22 protein-coding genes are annotated in these 25,421 nt (G+C 64.2%); 15 read left to right on the plus strand and 7 right to left on the minus strand.

The features are described from left to right. Positions 1 to 29: 29 nt before the first annotated feature. A complete protein-coding gene (gene gluQRS / locus QP803_RS14575; protein ID WP_434082923.1) occupies positions 30 to 878 on the minus strand; it encodes a tRNA glutamyl-Q(34) synthetase GluQRS in 849 nt (282 codons plus the stop codon). Positions 879 to 918: 40 nt separating this feature from the next. Between gluQRS and QP803_RS14580 the strand changes: the two genes are divergently transcribed. From QP803_RS14580 to QP803_RS14590, 3 genes are all read left to right on the plus strand, one after another. Further along, positions 919 to 1,587, plus strand: coding sequence for an alpha/beta hydrolase (locus QP803_RS14580; RefSeq protein WP_284944193.1), 669 nt, complete (start codon positions 919 to 921; stop codon positions 1,585 to 1,587). A 235-nt stretch (positions 1,588 to 1,822) separates the two neighbouring features. Further along, positions 1,823 to 2,383, plus strand: a complete 561-nt coding sequence (locus tag QP803_RS14585) for an HNH endonuclease (RefSeq protein WP_284944194.1) — start codon at positions 1,823 to 1,825, stop codon at positions 2,381 to 2,383. A 9-nt stretch (positions 2,384 to 2,392) separates the two neighbouring features. Continuing rightward, positions 2,393 to 4,432, plus strand: coding sequence for a molybdopterin-containing oxidoreductase family protein (locus QP803_RS14590; RefSeq protein ID WP_284944195.1), 2,040 nt, complete (start codon positions 2,393 to 2,395; stop codon positions 4,430 to 4,432). 41 nt (positions 4,433 to 4,473) lie between these two features. On the opposite strand, the gene QP803_RS14595 is transcribed toward QP803_RS14590, so the two are convergent. Beyond that, complete coding sequence (locus tag QP803_RS14595; RefSeq protein ID WP_284944196.1) at positions 4,474 to 6,063, minus strand: Do family serine endopeptidase; 1,590 nt, start codon at positions 6,061 to 6,063, stop codon at positions 4,474 to 4,476. A gap of 146 nt (positions 6,064 to 6,209) precedes the next feature. Here QP803_RS14595 and QP803_RS14600 point away from each other — a divergent pair, with 146 nt between their 5' ends. Together QP803_RS14600 and QP803_RS14605 are read left to right on the plus strand one after the other, a co-directional pair. Continuing rightward, entirely contained in the window at positions 6,210 to 7,304 is a 1,095-nt protein-coding gene (locus QP803_RS14600; protein ID WP_284944197.1) for an Mrp/NBP35 family ATP-binding protein, read from the plus strand. Between the two features lie 251 nt (positions 7,305 to 7,555). After that, positions 7,556 to 8,242, plus strand: a complete 687-nt coding sequence (locus tag QP803_RS14605; protein WP_284944198.1) for a hypothetical protein — start codon at positions 7,556 to 7,558, stop codon at positions 8,240 to 8,242. A gap of 33 nt (positions 8,243 to 8,275) precedes the next feature. Here the strand turns inward: QP803_RS14605 and QP803_RS14610 are convergent, their stop codons facing one another. From QP803_RS14610 to QP803_RS14620, 3 genes are read right to left on the minus strand one after another with little or no spacing between them, the layout of a single operon-like run. After that, positions 8,276 to 9,079: a metal ABC transporter permease gene (locus QP803_RS14610; RefSeq protein WP_284944199.1), complete on the minus strand. Its 804-nt coding sequence runs from the start codon at positions 9,077 to 9,079 to the stop codon at positions 8,276 to 8,278. Continuing rightward, positions 9,072 to 9,878 (minus strand): metal ABC transporter ATP-binding protein, encoded by an 807-nt coding sequence (locus QP803_RS14615; protein WP_284944200.1) that lies wholly within the window; start codon positions 9,876 to 9,878, stop codon positions 9,072 to 9,074. The genes QP803_RS14610 and QP803_RS14615 overlap by 8 nt, the downstream gene beginning before the upstream one ends. Then, a complete protein-coding gene (locus QP803_RS14620) occupies positions 9,875 to 10,762 on the minus strand; it encodes a metal ABC transporter solute-binding protein, Zn/Mn family (RefSeq protein ID WP_284944201.1) in 888 nt (295 codons plus the stop codon). The genes QP803_RS14615 and QP803_RS14620 overlap by 4 nt, the downstream gene beginning before the upstream one ends. A 92-nt stretch (positions 10,763 to 10,854) precedes the next feature. On the opposite strand from QP803_RS14620, the gene QP803_RS14625 reads away from it, so the two are divergent. From QP803_RS14625 to QP803_RS14655, 7 genes are all read left to right on the plus strand, one after another. Then, positions 10,855 to 11,358 carry a Fur family transcriptional regulator gene (locus QP803_RS14625; RefSeq protein WP_284944202.1) on the plus strand — a complete coding sequence of 168 codons (504 nt, stop codon included), beginning with the start codon at positions 10,855 to 10,857 and terminating at the stop codon, positions 11,356 to 11,358. A gap of 37 nt (positions 11,359 to 11,395) precedes the next feature. Then, positions 11,396 to 14,206, plus strand: coding sequence for an isoleucine--tRNA ligase (gene ileS, locus QP803_RS14630; protein WP_284944203.1), 2,811 nt, complete (start codon positions 11,396 to 11,398; stop codon positions 14,204 to 14,206). Continuing rightward, positions 14,206 to 14,718: a signal peptidase II gene (gene lspA, locus QP803_RS14635; protein ID WP_284944204.1), complete on the plus strand. Its 513-nt coding sequence runs from the start codon at positions 14,206 to 14,208 to the stop codon at positions 14,716 to 14,718. The genes ileS and lspA overlap by 1 nt, the downstream gene beginning before the upstream one ends. Before the next feature lie 25 nt (positions 14,719 to 14,743). After that, positions 14,744 to 15,304 (plus strand): DUF3035 domain-containing protein, encoded by a 561-nt coding sequence (locus tag QP803_RS14640; protein ID WP_284944206.1) that lies wholly within the window; start codon positions 14,744 to 14,746, stop codon positions 15,302 to 15,304. 59 nt (positions 15,305 to 15,363) lie between these two features. Further along, complete coding sequence (locus tag QP803_RS14645; protein ID WP_284944207.1) at positions 15,364 to 16,131, plus strand: SDR family NAD(P)-dependent oxidoreductase; 768 nt, start codon at positions 15,364 to 15,366, stop codon at positions 16,129 to 16,131. Between the two features lie 30 nt (positions 16,132 to 16,161). After that, positions 16,162 to 17,187, plus strand: a complete 1,026-nt coding sequence (locus QP803_RS14650; RefSeq protein ID WP_284944208.1) for an aldo/keto reductase — start codon at positions 16,162 to 16,164, stop codon at positions 17,185 to 17,187. 98 nt (positions 17,188 to 17,285) lie between these two features. Beyond that, complete coding sequence (locus QP803_RS14655) at positions 17,286 to 17,702, plus strand: secondary thiamine-phosphate synthase enzyme YjbQ (RefSeq protein WP_284944210.1); 417 nt, start codon at positions 17,286 to 17,288, stop codon at positions 17,700 to 17,702. 93 nt (positions 17,703 to 17,795) lie between these two features. Here the strand turns inward: QP803_RS14655 and sthA are convergent, their stop codons facing one another. Continuing rightward, a complete protein-coding gene (sthA, locus tag QP803_RS14660; RefSeq protein WP_284944212.1) occupies positions 17,796 to 19,187 on the minus strand; it encodes a Si-specific NAD(P)(+) transhydrogenase in 1,392 nt (463 codons plus the stop codon). Between the two features lie 161 nt (positions 19,188 to 19,348). Between sthA and QP803_RS14665 the strand changes: the two genes are divergently transcribed. From QP803_RS14665 to QP803_RS14675, 3 genes are read left to right on the plus strand one after another with little or no spacing between them, the layout of a single operon-like run. Further along, positions 19,349 to 20,548 (plus strand): acyl-CoA dehydrogenase, encoded by a 1,200-nt coding sequence (locus QP803_RS14665; protein WP_350356030.1) that lies wholly within the window; start codon positions 19,349 to 19,351, stop codon positions 20,546 to 20,548. 35 nt (positions 20,549 to 20,583) lie between these two features. Further along, the gene (locus QP803_RS14670) at positions 20,584 to 21,168 is read left to right on the plus strand and encodes a Uma2 family endonuclease (RefSeq protein ID WP_284944214.1); all 585 of its coding nucleotides are present in this window, start codon (positions 20,584 to 20,586) and stop codon (positions 21,166 to 21,168) included. 47 nt (positions 21,169 to 21,215) lie between these two features. After that, complete coding sequence (locus tag QP803_RS14675; protein WP_284944216.1) at positions 21,216 to 22,208, plus strand: YihY/virulence factor BrkB family protein; 993 nt, start codon at positions 21,216 to 21,218, stop codon at positions 22,206 to 22,208. Here QP803_RS14675 and QP803_RS14680 read toward each other — a convergent pair. Then, positions 22,179 to 25,100, minus strand: coding sequence for a glycosyltransferase family 2 protein (locus tag QP803_RS14680; protein ID WP_284944218.1), 2,922 nt, complete (start codon positions 25,098 to 25,100; stop codon positions 22,179 to 22,181). The two genes, QP803_RS14675 and QP803_RS14680, sit on opposite strands and share 30 nt — an antisense overlap. Between the last annotated feature and the right edge of the window lie 321 nt (positions 25,101 to 25,421).

A 25,421-nucleotide genomic window follows, 5' to 3' on the forward strand; every position in this document is an offset into this window, starting at 1 on the left:
TTGGCGGAAAAGCGAAGCATCATCCGCCGTTAAACGGCGACCCCGGCGCGGGCGAAGGCCTCCGCCGGGGTCACGCCATCTGCCCGCAGGGCGCGCAGACTGAGAGACCCGGCGCGCTTCGACAACTTCTCCCCCCATTGGTCCGTCAGGAGCCCGTGATGGGCATAGCGCGGCGCCGGCCAGCCCATCAGCGCCTGCACCAGCCTGTGAATATCCGTCGAGGCCCGAAGCTCCTCACCCCGCGTCACCAAAGTCACGCCTTGAAGCGCGTCATCATGGGTGACGCAAAGATGGTAGCTGGCGGGCGTGTCCTTGCGCGCGAGCACCACATCCCCGAAGGCGCCGGGATCGCAGAGGACCGAACCGACGCCTTCCTCCTCATAGGTCAATGGCCCCGCCTCGGCTGCCGCCAGGGCCATGCGCAGCCGCCAGGCATGGGGCGACCCGGCCGCCATCCGCGTCGCCGCGATATCCTGCGGCAGATGGGCGCAGGTGCCGGGATAGACCGGGCCATCCGGCCCAGGCGGCGCCGTGGTTGCCGCTTCGATTTCGCTGCGCGTGCAGAAACACGGATAGAGCAGCCCGCGCCCGCGCAGCACGGCCAGCACCCCCTCATAGTCAGGGAAATGCGCGGCTTGGTGGCGGACAGGGCGATCCCAATCGAGGCCGAGCCAGGCCATATCTTCCAGGATCGCGGCTTCGAACTCCGGCCGGCATCGGGTCACGTCAATGTTTTCGATCCGCAGCAGGAAAGACCCGCCAGACATCCGTGCCCGGCGCCAGGCGGTTAGGGCCGCGAAAGCATGCCCCAAATGCAAAAAGCCGGTGGGACTGGGGGCGAAGCGTGTGGTCTCGGGGGCTGGGGTCACGCGTCCGATGCTGTAGCATCGGGCGCATCACCACAACTGAGGACGACGAATGGCAAAGATCGATGGACCGCGTTTCGGGCCGCAATCCGGCGGAGCCCCCCAACAACTCGTGGTGCTCTGCCATGGCGTCGGTTCCAACGGCGACGACCTGATCGCCCTCGCGCCAATGCTCGCGGCCGCCTTGCCGCATGCCCTGTTCATCGCCCCCAACGGCCCGCAGGCCTATGACATGATGTCGGGCGGCGCGGGCCGGCAATGGTTCAGCCTCGCCGACCGCCGCCTCGCTCCGATGGAGGCCGGCGTCCGGGCCGCGACGGCGAGCCTCGACCAGTTCCTGGATGAGACCTTGGCAACGCTGAACCTGCCGCCGACGGCCTATGCCCTCGCGGGTTTCAGCCAGGGCGCGATGATGGCCCTGTTCACAGGCCTGCGTCGGCCGCAGGCGCCGCGCGTCATCCTCGCCTATTCCGGGATGCTTCTGGGTCCTGACAAGCTTGAGGCGGAAATGGCGAATCGGGCGCCGGTCCTGTTGGTGCATGGCGAGCGCGACGAGAATCTGCCGTCGAGTGCCTCCAAGATTGCGGCAGAGGTCCTGGGCCGCCTGAACGTGCCAACAACACTGCTTTTACGTCCAGATTTGGGCCATAGCATTGATCCCGCTGGCATTATGGCGGGCGTCAATGCGTTACGGGACGCTTTTACGACACCATCCCCATGACGGGGGCGTGACACCTCGTACCGGGGCGCTTGCCGGCCTCCTCCGGCTTTGCGATAGTCCGTTCAGGATTTCTGCGGCGCACCACATCTGCGGGTCGATCGCTTAGCCTCCCCCAGATATGGTCGCTCATGAAGGAGCGGCGATTGGCCTATGGCGTGCAGCCTGTCCAAGTCTCGGTTCCGGGGTGGCAACCCGGCTCTGAGGCAATGCCCCTGATGGCCGTGAGGCGCATCGGGTGAGCCATATCTCCGCCGGTCTCCAAACCCTCGTTCTGAACGCGGATATGCAGCCATTGAGCTGGGGTCCGCTGTCGGTCTGGCCGTGGCAGGATGCGCTGGTCGCGGTGCTCCAAGACCGGGTCAGCCCGGTCATCAATTATGAGACCGAGGTTCATTCCGCCAACCGATCCTTCGCCATCCCCTCGGTTGTCGCGCTGAAACGCTATCACAAACGCAAACACGTCGCCTTCACTCGCTACCACGTGTTTCTGAGGGACGGTTTCCGCTGCCAATACTGCGCGGAGACGCTGACCGCCAAGGAACTCACCTTCGATCACGTCGTGCCACGCTGCCGAGGTGGCACCACCGTCTGGCATAATGTCGTGACCTGCTGCCAGCGCGACAACCTGTACAAGGGCAGCAAGTCGCTGCGGGAGAGCGGGCTTCGCTTGCTCCGCAACCCTTATGAGCCGAGCCCACACCAGATCGACGACTTTGCCAAGCGGCATGCGTCGCGCGACAATCTGCACAAGACCTGGATCGATTTCCTGTATTGGGATGCGGATCTGGAAGCATAGGAGCGAGGCTTGGCGGGTCATGACGATGAATTCGTAAAGACCACCTGCCCGCGAGATTGCTACGATTCCTGTGGCATCACCGTGCGAAAAGAAGCCGGCCGGATCCGCCAGGTCACCGGTGACCCCGATCATTTCGTCAGCGGCGGCAGTCTGTGCGCCAAATGCACCCTCGCCTATAACGGTGCCTGGATCGATCCGGCGCAGAGATTGCGCACACCGCTGCGCCGGATCGGTCCAAAGGGCGAGGGCCTGTTCGAACCGATCCCCTGGGACGTCGCGCTGGCGGAAATCGCGACACGGCTGCGCGCCATTTCTGAGCCCAAGACAATCCTGCAGACGCATTACACCGGCACCTGCTCGGCGATCGCCGGCAATTTCCCGCAGCGGTTCTTTCGCCGCCTCGGCGCGACCGAGGTCGATCCCGACACCGTCTGCAACAAGGCGGGCCATGTCGGCCTGTCTTACGTCACGGGCAATTCCGCCGAAGGCTTCGACCCGCGCCAATTGGACAATGCCGCCTGCCTGCTGATCTGGGGCGCCAACCCGTCCGCATCCGCACCGCATATCCACAAAACCTGGGCGACGCGGACCCGCGCCAAAATGATCGTCATCGACCCGATCTTGCATGACACCGCGCGCGCCGCCGATATCCACCTTCAGAACCGCCCTGGGTCGGATGCGGCGCTCGCCTTCGGCATGCTGCATATCATCGCGCGGGAAGGCCTGCTCGATGCGGCCTTCATCGCCGCACATACCGTCGGGTGGGAGGCCGTGGCCGAACAGCTTCCGGCGATGACGCCCGCGCGCACCGCTGCGCTGACGGGCGTGCCGATCGCGCTGATCGAGGACGTGGCCATCGCCTATGCCAAGGGCCCATCGCTGCTTTGGCTCGGCCAGGGCATGCAGCGACAACGGATGGGCGGCAATGCCTTCCGCTCCGCCGCCATCATGGCCGGCGCTACCGGCAATATCGGCAAGCCCGGCACCGGCCTTCTGTTCCTGAACGGCGCCAATACACGCGGCGCTGATCTTGCCACTATCGTGACAGGCGGCATGGATTATCCGGATCCTGAAATGGTCAGCCAGATGGATCTTGCCCGCGCGCTGAGCGACGCCACGCGATCACGCGCGCTGTTCTGCTGGAACAATAATATCGTTGCCTCAAATCCCGAGCAGGCGAAGCTGAAGACCGCCCTCCGGCGCGAGGATCTGCTCCATGTCGTGATCGATCTTTTTCCGACGGACACGGCAGATTACGCCGATTACGTGTTGCCGGCGGCGAGCTTTCTGGAATTCGATGATGTGTTGTTTCCCTATTTCCACAATGTATTGTCTGCGCAAGTGAAGGCGATCGAGCCAATTGGGGAAAGTCTGCCCAACCAGGAGATTTTCCGGCGCTTGGCCGCTGCCATGGGGTTTGACGACGCACCTCTGTTCGAGACGGACTCTGCGATCATGGAGCGCATCATCGCAGAGACGGGATTCGCGGAAGGGTTTGCGGGACTCGCGAAACGCGGCACGGTTGATGTGTTCGCAACACCGCCGGTCGCGTATGCGGGTGGCGTCTTCCCAACGCCCTCAGGAAAATTCGAATTCGGATCGAGCCAAGCAGTGGCGGACGGGCATCCCTTTGCGCCCTTCCCACATGCGGATGAGCCCGAGACTGCTGGCCGCCTGCGGCTGTTGTCCCCCGCCTCACGCTGGACGATGAACAGCAGCTATGGCAACGACACGAAGGTGCTTCGGCAGTTGACGGGACCGGAGGTTCTGCTCAATGCCGAGGATGCACGCGAGCGGGGTTTCGCGGATGGCGACCACGTCGATGTCGTCAATGAACTGGGCGCATTGCCTGCAGTGGTGGAAATTTCAGAGGATGTGCCGGCCGGGGTTGCGCTGGTCTACAAGGGTCGCTGGCTGAAGCACGATGAGTCCCGTGCCAATGTGAACCTGCTCAATCCGGGCGAGAAAACCGATATGGGCGAAAGTTCCAGTGTCCACGGCGTGAGTGTGACGCTGCGAAAACGCGAAATGCTCACTCCCCTGTCATAAATCTTCGACGCTGCGGGTCTGCGACTCGACCAGACGGCCGATCACGAAACATCGAGACTGATCCATTGCGTTTCGTCCGAGCCCTGAACCAGCAGAAGGATGGCTGTGCGTTTGTCCTGTCGCATCGTATCGATACGAGCCAGCAGGTCGCGCGTGCGCGTCACGGGCACGCCGCCAAGTTGCAGAATGATATCGCCCGCCACCAAACCCTGCCGGGACGCGGCACTGTTGGATGCGACCTTGGTGATCATCACGCCGTGGGTATCGCTGGGCAGTGAGAACTTGTTCAGCAGATCGCCGGAAAGATCCGAAAGCGTCAGACCGAGGCCCGCGACGGCGGCAACCGTTGGCGGCGCAGGCGTCACCGGAAGTGCGGCCTTCGGTGCTGTCGGTTCAGCGGGTGCGTCCACAATGGTGAGCGTCACATTGGCGCGATGGCCCGCGCGCCAATAATCGACGATCGCTTGCTCACCCACGCTGCTGCCCGCCACCAAAGGCGGCAAAGCCTTCATATTGTCGACGCTATGACCGTTGAAACCGAGGATCACGTCGCCGCTGCGCAAATGGGCGAGGGCGGCCGGGCCACCCGGCGCCGTGGTCCCGATCATCGCGCCACCCTCGACCGGCAGTCCCAACGCATCCGCGATGTCAGGCGTCACGTCCAGCACCTGGGCGCCGAGCCAGCCTCGGCGCGGCTTGCCGTAGCGCCTGAGTTGCTGCACCACCGGTGCCACATCATCCGCTGGAATGGCGAAACCGATGCCGACCGATCCGCCAGAGGGCGAGTAGATGGCGGTATTGATGCCCACGACCTCGCCCGCCATGTCGAACAGCGGACCGCCCGAGTTGCCACGGTTGATGGCAGCGTCCGTCTGGATGTAATCGCTGGTGCCATCCTCATCGAGATCGCGGCCACGCGCACTGATGATCCCTGCGGTCACTGTGCCGCCCAGGCCATATGGATTGCCGATTGCCATCACCCAGTCGCCGATCCGCGTCGCGCGCGATATGCCGAAATGCACGGCAACGAGGGGATGATCCGGGTGGACCCGCAGCAGGGCGATGTCCTTTTGCGTATCGCGGCCCACCAGGTCGGCGGGCAGTGAGGTACCGTCGGCGAGGATGACGCTGATGCTGGTGGCGCCGTCAATGACGTGATTGTTGGTGACGATGAGGCCGGACGGGTCGATCACGAAGCCGGATCCAAGGCTTTGCAGCGTGCCGCTCTTGCCGTCACCGGTGGAATTCCCGCCCCCGGCGGGACTGTTCAAGAAGTCCTGGAACAACTTGTCGGTCGGTGCCAGATCGGCCGCCTGGCTCTGCGATGGCCCTGAGGCCTGGGTGCTTTGGGCGTTCTGAGCCAGCGGCCCGCCGGAGGTGGCGCCGGGGCTGCCGTCGCTACCCGAGTCGCTGCCCCCTGAATCCGCCCCCCCAGACTCGGCACCTTGCGCATTCGGTGGCGCATTCTCGGTGCTGGCGATGTTCACCACGGCGGGCAGCAACTGCGCCGCCAGATCCGCAAAGCCCGTCGGCACATCCCGCGCCGAACCGGCGCCGGCATCCGTCACGACGAAGGCCGCGAGGAGCAGGATGAAACACGTGGTTCTGGTGACGGGCGGCTGAAGTCTCATCAGGTGGACATTCCGAGGTGGAGGCCCGATTGTGCGCGTGCATCCGCACGACCACAAGCAAGACGAGAGCGCTGTCAGCACGACGAGGCTCGGGGCGCTTGTGATGACGCGACGATGACACCCCCTCACCGTCAGGAGCGGTTTCCATGAGCGATCAAGACGATACCCTGATCGCGGCGGTCCAGCGCCTGCTGGCAAGCTTTCGGTCCGAGGACACGGGCCAGGATCTGTTGGGCGGCACGATCGTCGATAGCGTCGTTTCGAAAGACGGCCTGGTTCAGGTCACGCTCAGCGTCGATCGGGCGCGGGCTGCCGGGCTGGAAGGCGCGCGCCGCACGGTGGAGGGCGCCATCACTCGCCTGCCCGGGGTTCGCAACGCGAGCGTCGTGCTCACCTCTCATCGCGAGGCTGCCCCACCCCAGCCGCCTCAACCGGCCGCTCGGCCACCGGCGCCGAAGCCTTCGCCGCTGCCCGGTGTCGCCCATGTCGTGGCTGTCGCCTCCGGCAAGGGGGGCGTGGGCAAATCCACCGTCTCGGTCAATCTCGCCGTCGCTCTGGCGCGGCGCGGCCTGCGCGTCGGGTTGATGGACGCGGACATCTACGGCCCCAGCCTGCCCCGCATGCTCGGCGCGAATCGGCGCCCAGAGATCCGGGGGGACAGGATGATTCCGATCGAGGCCTGGGGCCTGAAGGCCATGTCGATGGGATTCCTGGTCGAAGAGGATTCGGCCATGATCTGGCGCGGCCCGATGATCATGGGCGCGGTCCAGCAGTTCCTCGGGCAGGTGGAATGGGGCGAGCTTGATGTTCTGGTGGTCGATCTGCCACCGGGCACCGGCGATATTCAGCTCACGCTGTCTCAGCGCGTCAAAGTAACGGGCGCAGTGATCGTCTCGACACCGCAAGATATCGCACTGATCGACGCCAGACGCGCGGTGCGGATGTTCGAGAAGGTCGAGATCCCAATCTTCGGCGTCATCGAGAACATGAGCGTCTTCTGTTGCCCCAACTGTGGCCACCGCTCCGAGATCTTCGGTCACGGCGGTGCGCGCCTGGAAGCAACCCGGCTTGGCCAGACCTTCCTGGGGGAAATACCCCTTTTGCTTGATGTGCGGCATATGTCTGATGCCGGCACGCCGATCGTCGCTGCCGCCCCGGACAGTGAGGGGGCGAAGGCCTTCGTGGCCATCGCCGACACGCTGGCCACGCGTTTGTCGCTGACAGCGCCCGCATCTGGCTGACGCGCGCGAAAGTGACGGTTCCGACCTCTACTTGGACTTTTACTTCATCCCATGCCGATGATTCGCCGCCGCTTAACGCCGCCTTAAAACCGCAATACAATACTTATTGATGATACCGCGCGATCTGCTCTTGCGTTTCAGTAGATTTCGCTACAAGTAATGCGCAGCGAATCACTGGCACACGCTTCGCGTTACACGCCGGTAACATAAAAAACTCGCTGGCTTCGCCCATCCACTCAATTGAGTCCTATATGAACCCCCTCTCTACCCCGATCGATCAACCCAACGAATCGACTGAACGTACCGAAGCGCGGATGCGCCAGGCGCTCGGTCTCGACAAGCGCCCAGCCGCGCCGCATCAGGCCACCGCACAACAGAGCCATGACCCGTCGCGCCAGCGTCGCCGCTTCGCGCAAGACGGCGAAGTGCCCGTCGTCATGCTCCATCGCAGCCGAGATGCGGATGGTGTTGCCGAGAATAAGCTCGCGACCCTTACCGCTGAGTTGCGGGAGGAGCGGGTCGCGCGCGCCCGCGCCGAACGGGCCTTGGAAGAGGCTCAGCTCACCATCCAATCCCTGCAGACGAAAGTTGCCCATGCAGGAATGATGTATGAGGAGAAACTCGGCAGTGAGCGCCAATTGCGCCTTCAGGCGGAGACGGTGATCGCCGAATTGACGCAGCGCGCCAGCCAAACTTTACCGCCGGTGGCGGAGGTCGTTAAGGCTGCGGAGAGTGAGCCGTCACTGCCACTGGTCGCGCAGCCCGATCAGCAGACCGTGGCCGACAGAACCCCGGCGCTGAAGATACGCTCAGCGACCAAACGCGCCCCGAAGCCCGCCGCCAGCACCGAAGCCGAGGAAGCGCAGCCGATTGAATGGTGGCTTCCGAGTTTCCGGGCCAGCCGGAAGACGCCGGCGAAAAAGAAGCCATTGGGCTAAAGAACGGCGGCCATCGACGGCCGCCGTTTCGCGTTACGCAGCGGACAGGCTTGGCCGCGTTGCCCAAAGGTGCGCGGCGACATACCCGACAGCGCCAAGGGCGGTGATCCAAAAACTCGTCGGCCAGTTCGTGTAAAACGCAAGCGTCAGGCCAATCCAGGCCTGCGCCAACGCCAACACCACAGAGAGCGCGACGCAGCGCCCGAATTGGGTCGTCAACCGCAAGGCCGTCGCCGGCGGGCCGACCATCAGGGCGAAGACCAGCAACACGCCAACAATCTGGGCGCACTCGGCGGTGGCCGCCGCGACCACCATCATGAACAGCACCGAGACCAGGCGAAGGGATACGCCCCGCGCCTCCGCCAGTTCCGGCTGCAGGCTGGCGAATAGCAGCGGTCGCGCGATGACGGCCAGAAGGGCGAGGCTCAGCAGGCCGAGGCCCAGCAACAGCCACAGGGTATGCGCATCCACGCCCAACACATTGCCAAACAGCAACGCCGTCGCCTGAGCGGCAAAGGCCGTATAAAAATGCAGGAACAACAGACCGCAGCCGAGCGACAGGGTCAGCACAAGGCCGATCGCGACGTCGCGCCCCTGCAACTTTTCGCCCATCCAGCCCATGCCGATGCCGCAGAGCAAGGTCACCACGAAGAGGCCCGCAAGCGGCGAGGCGCCGACCAGAATGGCCCCTGTCGCGCCGGCAAAGCCGACATGGGACAGGGCATGGCCGGCAAAGGTCTGGCCGCGCAGCACCAAGAACGCGCCGACCGCGCCCGCCAGAATGGCGACAATGGCAGAGGCCGCGAAGGCATTCCGCATGAATTCGAATTCAAGCATAGTGGCGGCATTCCACATCGGCATGAGCGCCGTCTGCTGTCATGACGAAGATGCGGCCGTGTACCCGCGCCACCTCGATCGGCGTGCCATACAGGCGGGATAGCACCGGCCCGGTGATAACCTCCTCGACCGGTCCGAGCGCGGCACGGCCCTGGCCCAGATACAGCACACGGTCCATCGCCGGCAGCAGAGGATTGACCTCATGCGCGCTGAACAGCACGGCAATGCCAAGCGCCCTTTGAAGGTCGCGCACCAGCGTGACCACGGCCTGCTGGTGATTGGGGTCGAGGCTGATCAGCGGCTCATCCAGCAACAAAAGGCGCGGCTGGCCGAGCAAGGCCTGAGCGATCAGCAGCCGCTGCCGCTGCCCGCCCGAAAGCTCCGACAGTGGCTGCCGCGCGAGATCGGTTGCCCCAACCAGGGCGAGGACGCGTGCGACGTCCTGCCGGCCGGCACTGTCCAGAATGGGCAGGCCCCAGCGATGGCCACCCACCGCGCTCGCCACGAAATCCGCGCCGCTGAGGCGGCCGACGACGGCGGAAACGCGGCTCTGCGGCATATAGCCGACTGCGGGGTTGCCCCGCCGGACCGGCGCGCCGAGCACCGTGATGGTGCCGGCACGCGGGCGGGCGAGACCGAGGATCGACCGCATTAGCGTGGTCTTGCCAGCGCCGTTGGGGCCAAGAACCCCAACGAATTCCGAAGCCTCAATGCGGAGCGTGACATCCGAAAGGACGACACGACTGCCGAAGGCGAGCGTCGTGCCGTTCAAAACGATGGCGGGTGAGGCAGGGCTCAAGGCGTCGCCTTCATAGGTTGCGCCAGGGCTGCGCCCAGCTTGTCCAGTGTGGAGCTCTGCCAGGTCTGGAAGGTGAGGCTCGGCGGTTCGGTTTCGGCCACGCCGATCACCGGCACCCCGGCCTTGCGGGCGATGCCCATAAGGCGATCGGCCGCAGAATCGGAGGCCTGACTGTTATAGATAAACAGGCGCACATGGTGACCGGTCAGATCCTCTTCATAAGCGGCCGTATCGGCGGCACTCGGTTCCGTATCGTTCATCACGGCCCACTGGAAGCGTTCATTGCGCATCGTGAGGCCGACAGCCGTCGCCATATAGCCGAAAACCGGCTCCGTCGCCGTCACCGGCTCACCAGCATATAGCTTGCGGAGGGCCGCGATCTTGTCATGGATTGGCGTCAACGAGTCGAGAAAGACGCCAAGACGCTGCTCATAGCCGGCGCGGCCTGCGGGGTCGGTCGCGATCAGGGCGTTCGTAATGGCACGGGCCACGGCCGGCATGGTCTGCGGGTCCCACCAAAGATGCGGATTGGCGCCGACCGCGCGATGCGTGAGCACGGATGCGGTGATGACGTGGCGGGTATGGCCACCGGCCGCGCCGAGCAGCTTCTCCATCCAGGGGTCGTAATCCGCGCCATTCTCGATGACGATGTCGGCCCGCGCGATGGCCCGCGCCGTGGCGGGATCGGCCTCAAACAAATGCGGGTCGGTATCGGGGTTCGACAGGATCGAGGTGACCTGCGCGCTGGGGCCCGCGATCTGGCCCGCGACATCGCCGTAGAAATTCTCCCCCGCCACGATGGAGACGCCCGCCAGGGCAGGCGTCCCGCCGGCAAGTGCCAGCCCCACAGCCATACCCGCAATCCGCAATTTCATCTCCAACATCTGCGCCTCATAATGTTATGATATAACATACAGAACAACGCGGTTCTGACGGAGGTTGACGGGCTATGCAAGCGTTATCTTATAACAGTGCCATGACCGAATCTGCCTTTACGCCTCAGACGGAACGCCTGTTGGATCAGGCCGAGGCGCTGTGCGCCCGCCGTGCGTCAAGGCTGACGGAGCAAAGGCGGTTGGTGCTCGGCCTCATTCTCGATAGCCCGCGCCCCACTGGTGCCTACGACCTGCTCGACCGGCTGCGCCAGGATGGCCGCACCGCCGCCCCCCCCACGGTCTACCGCGCGCTCGATTTTCTGACGGCGCAGGGTCTGGTCCATAAGATCGAGCGGCTATCCGCTTTCGTCGGCTGTTCCCATGCCCTCGATCATGCGGACCACGCCGATCACGGCCTGCATGCCGTCCAGTTCCTCATCTGCGCGCGCTGCCGGCGGACCATCGAGCTGACCGATCCGGCCATCGGCCGGGCTCTGGCTGCCGCCGCCACCTCCGCCGGCTTCGCCCTGACGGCGGCGACGATCGAGGCCGAGGGGATCTGCGCGGAATGCGCGGCAGATGGGGCCGCAATGGCACCGCTCTGATTCGCATTCGGCCTCGAATTCGGCCATACCGCGAGCCATGAACGATACCGTTACCCCGACCCCGGCCCACGACTATCGCGATACCGTCTTCCTGCCGCGCACGCCCTTTCCGATGAAGGGCGACCTGCCTAAGCGGGAGCCGGCGATGCTGGCGCAATGGGAGAGTGGCGACCTTTGGGGCCGTGTGCGGGCCAGCTCCGCCGGGCGCACGCCCTTCGTGCTGCATGACGGTCCGCCTTATGCCAACGGCAACCTCCATCTCGGCCATGCGCTCAACAAGGTGCTGAAGGACGCGATCAACCGCGCCCATCAGATGGCCGGTTTCGATGCACTGTTCATCCCAGGCTGGGACTGTCACGGCCTGCCAATCGAGTGGAAGATCGAGGAGCAGTATCGCAAGTCCGGGCGTAACAAGGATGAGGTGCCGGTTCTCCAGTTCCGCGCCGAATGCCGCGCCTATGCCGAGAAATGGCTGGCCGTGCAGCGGGACGAGTTCATCCGCCTCGGCATCATGGGCGACTGGGCCAATCGCTACGCGACGATGGACTTCACCTCCGAATCCGCCATCGCCGCCGAGATCGGCCGCTTCCTGATGAACGGCGCGCTGTATCGCGGGCTGCGGCCGGTGATGTGGAGCACGGTCGAAAAGACCGCCCTCGCCGAAGCCGAGGTCGAGTATCACGACCATAAGAGCACCACGATCTGGGTGCGCTTCCCGGTCGTATCCGGCGGCCCCGACGCCATCGCCGGCGCCTCCATCGTCATCTGGACGACGACGGCCTGGACCATGCCGGCCAACCGCGCCATCGCCTATGGCCCCGAGATCGACTACCTGCTGCTGACGGTGGATGCCGTGGCCGAGGGCTCGCGCGCCAGCATCGGCGAGCGGGTCATGGTCGCCGAAGCGCTGCTAGCGCCCTTCCTGACCGAGACGGGCGTCACCGCCCATAGCGTGCTCGCCCGGATCAAGGGCGCCGATCTGGCGGGCGCCATCACCGCCCATCCGCTGCACGGCCAGGGCTATGATCACGACGTGCCGCTGCTGCCGGCCGAGTATGTGACGACAGAGGCCGGCACCGGTTTCGTCCATACCGCCCCCAGCCACGGCGAGGACGATTTCATTCTCGGGCGCGCCCATGGGTTGGAAGTGCCCGACACCGTCGGCGATGACGGCACTTACAACGCCTGGGTGCCGCTCTTCGCCGGCGTGCATGTCTTCAAGGCCGCCGAACCTGTCTGCGCAGCGCTCGACGCCGCTGGCGGGCTGATGCATCGCGGCACGCTGGTGCATTCCTATCCGCATTCCTGGCGGTCCAAGGCGCCCCTGATCTTCCGCGCGACGCCGCAATGGTTCATCCGCATGGACGGGCCCGAAGACATTCGCGGCCGCGCGCTGCAAGCCATCGCGGAGACGCGCTTCATCCCCGAGGCCGGCCGCAACCGTATCGGCAGCATGGTCGCGGCACGGCCGGACTGGTGCGTCAGCCGCCAGCGCGCCTGGGGCGTGCCGATCCCCATCTTTGTCGATCGCCGCACGGGCGAGCCCCTGCGGGACCCGGCCGTGCTGGCCCGCGTGGTGAAGCTCTTCGCGGCCGAAGGCGCGGACGCCTGGTACGCGCGCCCCGCCAGCGACTTCCTCGGCAATGACTACGACGCCGCGAATTACGAGCAGGTGCGTGACATCATCGACGTGTGGTTCGAGAGCGGCTCGACCCATGCCTTCGTCTTGGAGGCGCGCGGCCTGCCCTGGCCGGCTGATCTGTATCTTGAAGGCTCGGACCAGCATCGCGGCTGGTTCCATTCCTCCTTGCTGGAGGCCGTCGGCAGCCGTGGCCGCGCGCCCTTCAAGGCCGTGCTGACCCATGGCTTCCTGGTCGATGAGCAGGGCCGCAAGATGTCGAAGTCGCTCGGCAATGGGGTCGAGCCGCAGGACGTCATCGCCAAGTTCGGTGCGGACATCCTGCGCCTCTGGGTGATGTCGTCCGACGCGCGGGACGATTTGCGCATCGGGCCGGAGATCCTCAAGCAGCAGGGCGAGCTGTATCGTCGGCTGCGCAATACGCTGCGCTGGCTCCTCGGCAGCCTGGAAGGCTTCGACGAGACCGAAGCCCTACCGGCCAAGGACCTGCCGGAGCTGGAGCGCTGGGTGCTGCATCGCCTATCCGAGCTGGACGGTCTGGTGCGCGGCGCGGTGGAAAGCCATGAATGGACGGCGGTCTATCCCGCCATCCACAATTTCTGCGCGACCGACCTCTCCGCCTTTTATTTCGACGTGCGCAAGGATTCGCTCTACTGCGACCGCGCCGACAGCCTGCGCCGCCGCGCGGCGCGGACGGTGCTGGATCATCTGCATCGCTGCCTGACGGCCTGGCTCGCGCCGGTGCTCATCTTCACGGCCGAGGAAGCCTGGCAAACGCGGTTCGGCGATGCGACCAGCATTCATGAGCAGCAGTTCCCGACGATCCCCGCCGCATGGCGGAACGAGGCCCTGGCCACGAAATGGGCGAAGGTGCGCGATGTGCGGCGCCTGGGCACCACCAAGCTCGAAGCCATGCGCCAGGGCGGCCAGATCGGCTCCTCGCTGCAAGCCGAGGTGACGCTAGCCTTCCCCGCGGGTGAGGATCGACTGCTTTCCGCCGCCGACTGGGCTGACAACTTGATCGTATCGACCGTTCATTTCGGCACGGCCGATGGCGCGGTCACGGCAGAGGCGACCGTTGCGGGCGGCGAGAAATGCGCGCGCTGCTGGCGCGTGCTGCCAGAAGTGCATGCCGAGACGAAGCTCTGCTTGCGCTGCACCGATGCGGTCGAGACCATTCTCGTCACCCGCGCCGAGGCAACGCCCTGATGGCTGGGCGCCGACCGATCGCTCTCGCCGGCCTGCTGACAGCGATCGTCATTCTCGCCGCCGATCAGGCGAGCAAATACTGGGTTCTGCATGGCCTGGATTTGCAGACGGTCGGGCAGATCGTGCTGCTGCCCGTGCTGAACTTCACCATGGTCTGGAACCGGGGTGTGACCTTCGGGCTGTTGACCGGTGACGGCAACCTCGCGCATCTCGCCCTCGCGGCCTTTGCCCTCGCCGTGGTCGTGGTCCTGGGTGTCTGGCTGTGGCGCAGCACGCGGATGGCGATTGCCATCCCGGTGGGCGCCATAGCGGGCGGCGCGCTTGGCAATGTCATCGACCGGCTGCGCTTCGGCGCCGTGGTCGATTTCATCCAAGCCCATGCCTTCGGCTATTCGTGGTATGTCTTCAATGTCGCGGACGCCGCCATCGTGTGCGGCGTCGCGGCGCTTGTCATCGATAACCTGTTGCCTGGGCGCGCCGAACCGGCGGCCCATGCCAAGAATCGCGGCTGAGGGAATAATGTCGAGGATGATGACGATGCGGCGGATAGCCCTTCTCCTGGCGCCGCTGGTGCTGGCCGGATGCACCGATGGCGTTATGCAGACCATCGGTCTGCAACGTGACCCACCGGACGAGTTCAAGGTCACGACCCAGCCTGTGCTGGCGATGCCGCCCGACCTGAATGCCGCCGCCACGGATCTTCCGGCGCCGACACCAGGCGCCGCACGGCCGCAGGATGTCGCGGTCAAGCAGCAGGCTGAGGATGCGATGCTCGGCGGCGCGGCCCTGTCTGGTGGCGTCCCATCGACGACGGGCGACGCGGCGCTGGTGCAGCAGGCCGGCCCCTCGGCGCCTGCGGATATCCGGGCGGAGATCGACGCCCAGGCTCAAAGAGACATCAAGAGCCACACCTTGGCGAGCCGACTGAACCCGTTCAGCGCAGGTCCGGCCAAACCCGCCTTGGTCGATCCCGCAGCCGAACGGCAGCGCTTGCAGAAGAATGCGGCTTTGGGCGTGAGCCCCGCCGTGGGTAGCACGCCGCTGGTGAAACCGAAGCCAAACGGCCCGCTCGGCAATCTGATCGACAGCATATTCTAGAGCGCGGTGCGACGACGCGCACCGCAGCCCCCTTCTCTGTCTCACCCGATAGGATTTCCATGAGCGGACGGTACGCAACCTATCCGAGCCTCGCCGGTAAACGCGTGCTCGTCACTGGCGGCGCTTCCGGCATTGGCGCCGGCATCGTCGAGCATTTCGTCGCCCAAGGCAGCCACGTCGGCTTCCTCGATGTTGATGAGGCTTCGGCGCAGACCCTGCTCGCCCGCCAACCCGAAGGCGCCGTGGCCTATTTCGGCAATGTCGATCTGCGCGACATTCCGGCCGTGCGGCTGGCGATCCAGACCTTGCGTGAGCAACTCGGCGGTGGCTTCGACATATTGGTGAACAACGCTGCGCGCGATGACCGCCATGCGATCGACGATGTGACGCCCGAATACTGGGACGATCGGATGGCAACCAATCTGCGCCACCAGTTCTTCTGCGCCCAGGCGGTGAAGCCTGACATGATCGCGGCGGGCGGCGGTTCGATCATCAACATGAGTTCGAACAGCTTCCTGCTCGCGCAGGGCGGCATGCCCGCCTATACCAGCGCGAAATCCGCGGTGATCGGCCTGACCCGCGGCCTTGCCCGCGACCTTGGCCCCTTCCATATTCGGGCCAATATCGTCTTTCCGGGTTGGATCATCACGCAGCGCCAGCTCGACCTGTGGATGACGCCCGAGGCCGATGCCAAACGCGCCCAGGGACAGTGCATTCCCGATCGTCTTCATGAGGAAGACGTCGCGCGCATGGTGCTGTGGCTGGCCGCCGACGACAGCCGTCTCGTGACGGCGCGCGAGTTCATCGTGGACGGAGGCTGGTACTAACCGCCGCCCGCCTTTTGCAGGAGAGTTTCGATGGAACAGAGACAGCTCGGACGATCGGGCTTCATGGTGCCCGTGCTCAGTTTCGGCTGCGGCACATTCGGCGGCAATGGCGAGTTCTTTAAAGCCTGGGGCTCGACGGATGTCGCGGAAGCGACCCGTTTGGTTGATATCTGCCTCGACGCCGGGCTTACTATGTTCGACACGGCCGATATCTATTCGGCTGGCGCCTCGGAGGAGATTCTGGGCGCCGCCATCGCCGGCCGGCGTGACAAGGTCATCGTTTCGACCAAGGCGACCTTTCGGCTTGGCGAAGGCGCCAACGATGTCGGCTCATCCCGCTTCCACCTCATCCGTTCAATCGAGCAGTCGCTCAAGCGCCTCGGCACCGATTACATCGATATCTTCCAGCTCCATGGGTACGACGCGAAGACACCGGTCGAAGAAACCCTCTCGACACTGGATGACCTCGTCCGTGCCGGCAAGATTCGCTATGTCGGCGTTTCCAACTTCTCAGGCTGGCACTTGATGAAGTCGCTGGCCGTCGCCGAGCGCTATAACCTGCCGCGCTATGTCGCGAACCAGACCTATTACTCCCTGATCGGCCGCGACTACGAGTGGGAGCTGATGCCGCTCGGGATCGAGCAAGGCGTCGGCGCGATCGTTTGGAGCCCGCTAGGCTGGGGGCGCCTGACCGGCAAGATCCGCCGTGGCCAACCGCTGCCGGCGTTGTCGCGCCTGCACAAGACCGCCGATATGGGTCCGCAAATGCCGGACGAGTATCTTTATGACGTGGTCGAGGCGATCGACCAGGTTGCCGAGGAAACCGGCAAAACCGTGCCGCAGATTGCGCTGAACTGGTTGCTGCAACGCCCGACGGTTGCCACGGTCATCGTCGGTGCGCGGAATGAGGAGCAGTTGCGCCAGAACCTCGGCGCGATCGGCTGGACCCTGACGCCCGAGCAAATCGCCAAGCTCGACAAGGTCAGCGAACGTCCGCTGGCTTATCCGTATTGGCACCAGCGCGGCTTTACCGAACGCAACCCAGCGCCGGTTTAAGGCTGGCGGAATACGCTGCGCTTTTCCGCCCTACGGTACACCACCGTAGGGTGGATGAGCGAAGCGCTATCCACCAACTGTGCGTAGGAAGATCGAGGATGATACAGGCTCTTCATCGCCTGACGATCCCGACCCGGGGCAAGGGGCTGGTGGAGTTCACCCGCCCCGTTCTCGTCTGGGTCGCGGAACAAGGCATCGGTGCCGGCCTGCTGACGATATGGTGCACCCATACCTCCGCTTCCCTCGCAGTGACGGAGAATGCGAGCCCCGAGGTTCTCGATGATATCCGCGACAGCTTCGAGCGACTGGTGCCGGAGACGCTGCCCTATGCCCATGCGCTGGAGGGAGGAGACGATATGCCGTCCCACATCCGCAGCATTCTCACGGGGCCACAATTGACCATTCCGGTGCAGGACGCCCGGCCGGTGCTTGGCACCTGGCAGGGCCTGTTCCTGTTCGAGCACCGCACCCGCCCGCATTGGCGCGAGGTGGTGCTCCATCTTATCGGCGAATAGACCTTCAACGGCGGATACGCTGCGCTTTTCCCCCTACGTGCAAAATCGTAGGGTGGATGAGCGAAGCGCTATCCACCCATAGCGCTGGAAAGCCTACTTCTTCACCAACCGGTTATAGGCATCCAAAGCCGCTATCTTGTAGGCCTCGGCAAGCGTTGGATAGTTGAAGGTATTCTCGATGAAATAATCGAGCGTGCCTTTGAGGTTCAGAACCGCCTGGCCAATATGGATCAGCTCGGTCGCACCTTCGCCGACGATGTGAACCCCCAGCAGCCGGCGCGTGCGGATGGAGAAGATCATCTTCATCATCCCCGATTCCAGACCCATGATATGGCCGCGCGACGTTTCCCGGAACCGCGCGATGCCGCATTCATACGGGATGGCGCGTCGGCGCACCTCCTCCTCGCTCATGCCCACGGTCGAAATCTCCGGCACTGAATAGATGCCGTAGGGGAAGAATTCCGGCGCCGGGGGCAGCGGCATGTTGAAGGCGTGGCAGGCGGCGATACGCCCCTGCTCCATTGACGTGGAGGCGAGGCTGGGAAAGCCGATGGCGTCACCGGCGGAATAGATATGCGGCACGTCGGTCTGCAAGGTGCGCGGATTGACCTTGAGGCGACCGCGATGATCCACCTCCAGCCCGCAGGCCGGCAGGTTCAGCGTGTCCGTCGCGCCGACGCGGCCGGCGGCATAGAGCAGCATCTGCGTGCGGATGCGCCGGCCGCTCTCCAACACCGTAGTCGGCCAACCGCCCTCCATCTCGACGGAGGCGATCTTCGAGCCCAGCCGAATGGTCATGCCGCGGTCGCGCAGTTGGTGGGTGAAATCCTCGATCAACTCCTGGTCGATGAAGTCGAGGAAGCTTTCACGTGGTTCAACGAGGGAAACCGCGACATCGAGGGCGCTGAAGATCGTCGCGTATTCGACACCGATGACGCCGGCGCCGACCACCGTCAGGCTGCGAGGCAGGTTCGTCAGTTCGACGATCTCGTCGCTATCAACGACATTGACGCCGTCGAACGGGATTTCCGGGGGTCGATACGGCCGCGTGCCAACGGCGATGAGGATCTTGTCCCCATCCACGAACGAGACCTCGCCCCGCTCCGTGGTCACTTCCAGGCGATGCGTATCGACGAAGCGCGCCGTGCCGGCGGTGGTGCGAACGGCATTGCGGGCGAACTGGTGCTCCAGGATATCGACCTCATGGTCGAGCGTCATATGAAGCCGGGCCATCAGGTCCTTGGCTTCGATATCCTTCTTGACGCGATAGGAGCGGCCATAGAAGCCGCGCTCGCGATAGCCGGTGAGGTTCAACACCGTCTCGCGCAAAGTTTTCGAGGGAATTGTGCCGGTATGGACGGACACGCCCCCGACGCGGCGCCCTTTTTCGATGACGAGCACGGACTTGCCGAGCTTGGCAGCCTGAATTGCGGCGCGCCGGCCGGAAGGCCCGCTGCCGATGACGAGAAAGTCATAGACGGTCACGCGGTTCAAATCCCTTCGCAGGTGCGAGATAGCTATCTAGCACGGGTGCCGCGCCTGGGAAGTCTTCGATCGTTATCGACCCGGCACGATAAAGCGGACGTGGAGGCTTTGAGGCCGAGCGCCGCCGCTGTAAACCGCTGTCAGCGCAGCTGAGGACCCCGATGATGGATGATATCCGCACGCCCAAGCCTGTCTTCGATTGGGCCGATCCCTTCCTGCTGGATGACCAGCTTTCGGAAGAGGAACGCATGGTGAGCGATACGGCGCGCGATTTCGCGCAGGAGCATCTGCAGCCCGGCATCACAGCGGCCTACATGACCGAAACCTTCGAGCGTCGGCTGATGGAGGAGATGGGGTCGCTGGGTCTGCTCGGGCCGACCATCCCGGTGGAATACGGCGGCGCCGGCCTCGGCTATGTCGCGTATGGTCTGGTCGCGCGGGAGGTTGAGCGGGTCGATAGCGGCTACCGCTCCGCCATGAGCGTGCAGTCCTCCCTCGTCATGTATCCGATCCATGCCTACGGCTCACCGGCGCAGCGGGAAAAGTTCCTGCCGCGTCTCGCGACCGGCGAGTTCATCGGCTGCTTCGGCCTGACCGAGCCCGATGCGGGGTCGGACCCCGCCGGCATGCGCACACGGGCGGAAAAGGTCTCCGACGGGTATCGCCTGACCGGCGCCAAGATGTGGATCAGCAATGCCCCCATCGCCGATGTCATGGTGGTCTGGGCGAAATCCGACGCGCATGACGGCGCGATCCGGGGTTTCATTCTGGAACGCGGCATGGCGGGGCTGACGACGCCGAAGATCGAGAATAAGCTCAGCCTGCGGGCCTCCGTGACGGGTGAGATCGTCATGGACGGGGTCATCGTGCCCGAGGAGAATCTGCTGCCCGGCGTGTCCGGCATGAAGGGTCCATTCAGCTGCCTCAACCGGGCGCGCTACGGCATTGCCTGGGGTGTGATGGGCGCGGCGGAATTCTGCTTCTCCGCCGCCCGGCAATACACGCTCGACCGCAAGCAATTCGGTCGCCCCCTCGCCGCCACGCAGCTCATCCAGAAGAAGCTCGCGGATATGGAAACCGAAATCGCCCTGGGCCTTCAGGCCGTTTTGCGCGTCGGCCGACTGTTCGAGGCCGGACGGCTCGCGCCCGAGGCCATTTCCCTGGTCAAGCGCAACAATTGCGGCAAGGCCTTAGACATCGCCCGCGCCGCGCGGGACATGCATGGCGGCAATGGCATTTCGGCGGAGTTCCATGTCATGCGCCATGCGGCGAACCTGGAGACGGTGAATACCTATGAGGGTACGCACGACATCCATGCCCTGATCCTCGGCCGCGCCATTACCGGCATCCCGGCTTTCTAAAGCCAATCCCGCCGCGCCGTGTTAGGATACCACGCATGAACGCGCCGCTCCGCAAGCCATGGACGCAGGAAGAGTTCTTTGCCTGGGATGGTCACCAGGAAGGACGCTACGAGTTCGACGGTTTGGCGCCGGTCGCGATGAATGGCGGGACCATCAACCACAGCCGGATCATGGGAAACGTTCATTTCTCCCTCCGGCAGCGACTACGGGGCGGAAATTGCGTAGCCCTTGGCCCTGATGCAGGTCTCCAGACCATCGGCAACGCTGTGCGGTATCCGGATGCGCTAGTCACCTGCTCCAAATTGGCTGGCAACGCGCTCCTGGTGCCCGGCGTGGTCGCGACCTTCGAAGTGCTGAGCCCCAATTCTGGCCGCCTCGATCGCATCACCAAACTCCGCGAATATGCGGCGGTGCCCTCCATCCGGCACTACGTCATCCTGGAATACCTGAGTGCGGACGTCACGGTTCTGAGCCGGGGCGAAGCCAATGAGCCCTGGATCGCGACGACGTTGACGTCGGACGAAACCCTTCATCTGCCCGCGATCGACATCGAGATCACGGTCGGTGAATTTTATGAGGGCGTCACCTTCGACGATAGCCCGGACGCCGAGGTCGGTTAGCTGCGTCATCAGACAGGGTGTTCCGTCAGGGGCGCAGGGAATTCTCTATGCCGATCGTGAACGACGCGCTACGGCGCGAAATTGAAGGCCAGATGAAGAAGCCCGGTGGCCGCGTCATGCGCGCCACCGCCCTGGCCATGATTTCCGACTATATGTCGCTCAACGCCGCTGGCTGCGCCTTCTACGCGACCCTTGCTTTGTTTCCGGCCGTGACGATGCTGATTTCGATCTACGGCATGGTTTTCGATCCGGTCACGGTCGAACCGCAGCTCGCCTACCTACGGCAGATCATGCCCCTGGCCGCCTATCAGCTTCTGTCGGACAGGGTCCATGACCTTGTCAGCAATGGCAGTGGCAGTCTGAGCATCAGCCTCGTCATCAGCTTCGCCATCGCCTTCTGGTCGGCGGCCTCCGGCACCAAATCCTTGATCTGGGCGCTTAATTTCGCCTATCGCCGCAAGGAGACACGTAGCATCCTGCATTTCCAACTGCTGGCGCTGGTGATGACATTAGGCGCGGTTCTTGCTGCGGTCTTGGGCATCGGCGTCCTCGTCGGTCTGCCCAATGCGTTCACGGCCCTCGGCCTGTCCGCCTATACGGGCCAGCTTGCCCATCTCTGCGGCATCGCCGGCTTGTTCGTCTTTGTGCTTGCGATCCTCATCCTGTTCTACAAGATCGGCCCGGCGCCGCATCCCGATGGCACCGGTCCGGTGTTTCCAGGAGCGCTGACGGCGACGGTGCTGTGGCTGCTGGTTTCGGTGCTTTTCTCGTTCTACGTCAGCCATGTCGCGAGCTACAGCGTGACCTACGGTGCCCTAGGCGCTGCGGTGGGTGTCATGATGTGGTTCTACGTCAGCGCTTATGCCGTTCTGTTCGGCGCCGAACTCAATGCCCAGATCGACAAGGTGCGCCGCCCTGAACGGCGCCGCGCGCGACGCGCCGCCATGATCAAGGCGGGTCACCGTCACTTTGTCGAGGAGCCGGACGAGATTCGCCCGATGGATCGTGGGTCAGTCGGCCGAGACGGCGACCACGCGTGACTCGGCACGGCCCTTCTTCGGCTTGGGCGGCGGCACAGCTTCGGTAACACGCGCCACCGCGCGCATCGTCACCGCCACAGATCGCGGCCGGGTGGGGCCAGGTCGGCCGAGCCGCAGGGTATGGTCGCTGCCGCGCAGTTCCAGGTTCGGGCTGTAGAAGGGATCTCCCGCCTTCAGCAGAGACCCCCAAACCTCGCGCAAGCGCGCATCATCCCCCGGATGTTTGAGCTGGGCTTTCGCAATGCGTGTCACTGATTCATGATGAAAGAGCAGCGTGCGGCCATCATACAGAATCTTGTACCCTGACCGACCGATCCTCAGGCAGAGATCGGTATCGTTGAAGCCGACGCGAAAGGCCTCGTCAAAGCCACCTACTTGCTCGAAGACCTCACGGCGCATCATCATGCAGGCTGCCGTCACGGCGGAAAAGTCCCGCAAAGACGTAAGCGAGGCGTTATAGCCCAGGTTTCGCAAGCCACCGTCTTCCCAGACTGGTTCGAAACGCAGGGCATGATCGGCAAGGCCATTGATGCCAACAATGACGCCGCCATGCTGGCTGCGCTTGTCGCTGTACATGAGCAGCGTCCCCACGCCACCAACCTCGGGACGCGCCGCAACAGACCGCATGCGTTCCAGCCAACCCGCTTCGATCGCCTCGATGTCGTTGTTCATGAACAGCACGAAGGGTTCCCCCGCGCCATGAGCCTGGATCGCGCGGTTGTTCATCTGGGCGTAATTGAAGATGCCGCGATAGGGCATGACGGTGTGGCGCTTCGCCAGGCGCGCGAGATAGGTCTTAGAGTCGCGCTCCTTGGACTCATGGTCGATCACGACCAAGCGATAATCGTCCGGTGACACCGTTGCCTCGATCGACTCGATGCATTGCCGCAGCACGCCGACGCCATCCTTTGTCGGAATGATGATGAGCACGCGGCCGCCCGGATCAGGCCATCTGACCTCGAACTGATTGAACTCAGGTGCGGGTCGGACAACGGCACCGGCCGCCACACGGTCGAGATGTCGTTGAATGATGCGTGTGGTCGCTGCCATGACCGCACCTTTCGTCTCATGGCCGGTGCTCGTGCTGTGCGTGCGCCACCGATACAGGACATGCGGCACATGCGCGACGCTGCGACTCTCCTCGATGGCACGCAGAATGAAATCGACATCGGCCGATGTCTTCAACGCGGCGTCAAAGCCGCCGATGCGCTGCGCGATTGCAGTTCGAACCGCGACCATATGAACGAAATAGGGATGCGACAGATAGTAGTCATGGGAAAACGCCGGCCTGGCGCGCACATCGAGAATGACGGATATGTCGTCGCCCGTCACGGCTTCATCGCTGTAGATGACGTCGGCGCCGGTCTCTTTTGCGGCCGCGATAAGGTGATAGACCGCATCCGGCTCCAGCGTATCGTCATGATCCATGAAGGCGACATAGGGATGGCGCGCCGCTTGAATACCCAGCGTGGTCGCACCCGCGATGCCAAGGTTGCGCGGCGTATGAATGACGCGAATGCGCGCGTCCGTCTGGGCAAACCAGGCGAGCACCATGGCGACATGCGGGGCGGTTGACGCATCATCGACGCAGATGAGTTCCCAACGATCGCACCATTGCGTGCAAACACTGCGCAGCGCCTCCACCAGCCATTCCCGCCGCGTGTTGTGGACCGGCATGATGATGGAGATGGCCGATCCCATGGTGCGATGAGCGATGCGCGCGCGCAGACGGCGCAGCACCGCAGGCGCAATGCCGCGATCCGGCAGCAGATATTGGGCGATGTTGGGATTGAGCTTGGGTTGCCGGGGGCCACCGTTCAGGAGGATCGACGTCCCCTGAACACGGACCGAAATGTCGTGGCCGAGCAGCGTATGCAGCGGCTCGGTAAAGGTGATGCGGTAACCACACCGATCCGTCGGCCAACCTGCCTCAAGCACATCCCTGCGGATGCCGTTCGCGACCGCGCTACCGATCACCCGGCCGTCGCACAAAGCTTCAACCTTGCAGGGCTTGTCTGGATGCGCGACGTTCATCACCCAGCCGCAGGCCTGATTGCCGTCGATGTTGTCGAACATGCCATGCACGTCCCGTTCGACATTGATGGTGAGCGGACTGTTGATCAGATGCGTGGGTGTGCCCGCGATCATGATGGCGAGGCGTGCGCCGTCCGTGAGGCCCACAATCATCGCATGCGGGATCGTAAAGCCCGCGCTTGTGGGAATCCCAAGTCCCGCAAACTCCGGCCGGTCGAGCGTGGCCGCGACCGTGCCGAGAACACGATCACCGGAAACGATGGCGAGAATGATCCGTCGGGTGGGATCGCGCAGATCGGCGACCCAGCCTGTAATGCCGTGCTGGGAGGCATCACCGACGTAGCCGACAAGGCCGACATCCTGTGCCGAGGCACGGATGGCGCGGTCGATGCGGCGGCCGCCGACGAACAGGACCACCGATTCGATCACGCCCAGGCGGAGCAGCGTCAGAAGAGGCAGGCTGCACCTGTATCGGCTTCGTCCCGCCGCGTCCTGACCGTCCTGTTGCGCGAGCCCGGCGGCCAACTGGGCGCCACCCTCTATCATCGCGGAGACGGCGATTTCCGCCATGGCCGCTTGGGCCAAGGTAAACGTGACCGAGAGGCAGCCCCCTGCGATCGACGCCGTTTCCATGATGGGCGCACAACTCGCGTCAAGGGATAGCGGCGCCGCGAACAAGCTGCGCCCTGTGGCGGGTTTGAGCAGATCGAGCGTTGCCGGCAGCAGATGCGGCGGCAGCGAGACGGTCAGGATCCTGGCCGGCGCGACAATGCGGAGCTGCCCGGCCACGTTCCCGTCCAGACCAATATCGAAGGTACCCGGCATAAAAGTCTGGCCTGCGACAAGTGCCAGGGTCACGGAACCGTTCCCCACGGAGAGGGTCGCAACACAGAGCCGGCTGACGGATGAACCGCCCTCGGGAGACGGACCGGCCGACCGCGAATTGGATGGGCGTTTCGGTGCCAAGACAGACCCTCCGTATATCCGTCTATCGCCGTCCCAAGCCCCCTGAAGCAACCGTTATTTCACGGTGGCGCAGCGAAGCCTTCAGCCCACCCAGACCATCCTCATACTGTGAACCAATCGTTGCTTCTTAGGAATTTTTCTGTGGGCGGTCAGGTCTGAAAAGGCCCCCTAAAAGACCCGGGCGAACCGGCCCGGGTCTTCGCTGCAAGCCCG

The organism is Acidisoma sp. PAMC 29798 (assembly GCF_030252425.1).
Classification (GTDB): Bacteria; Pseudomonadota; Alphaproteobacteria; order Acetobacterales; family Acetobacteraceae; genus Acidisoma; species Acidisoma cladoniae.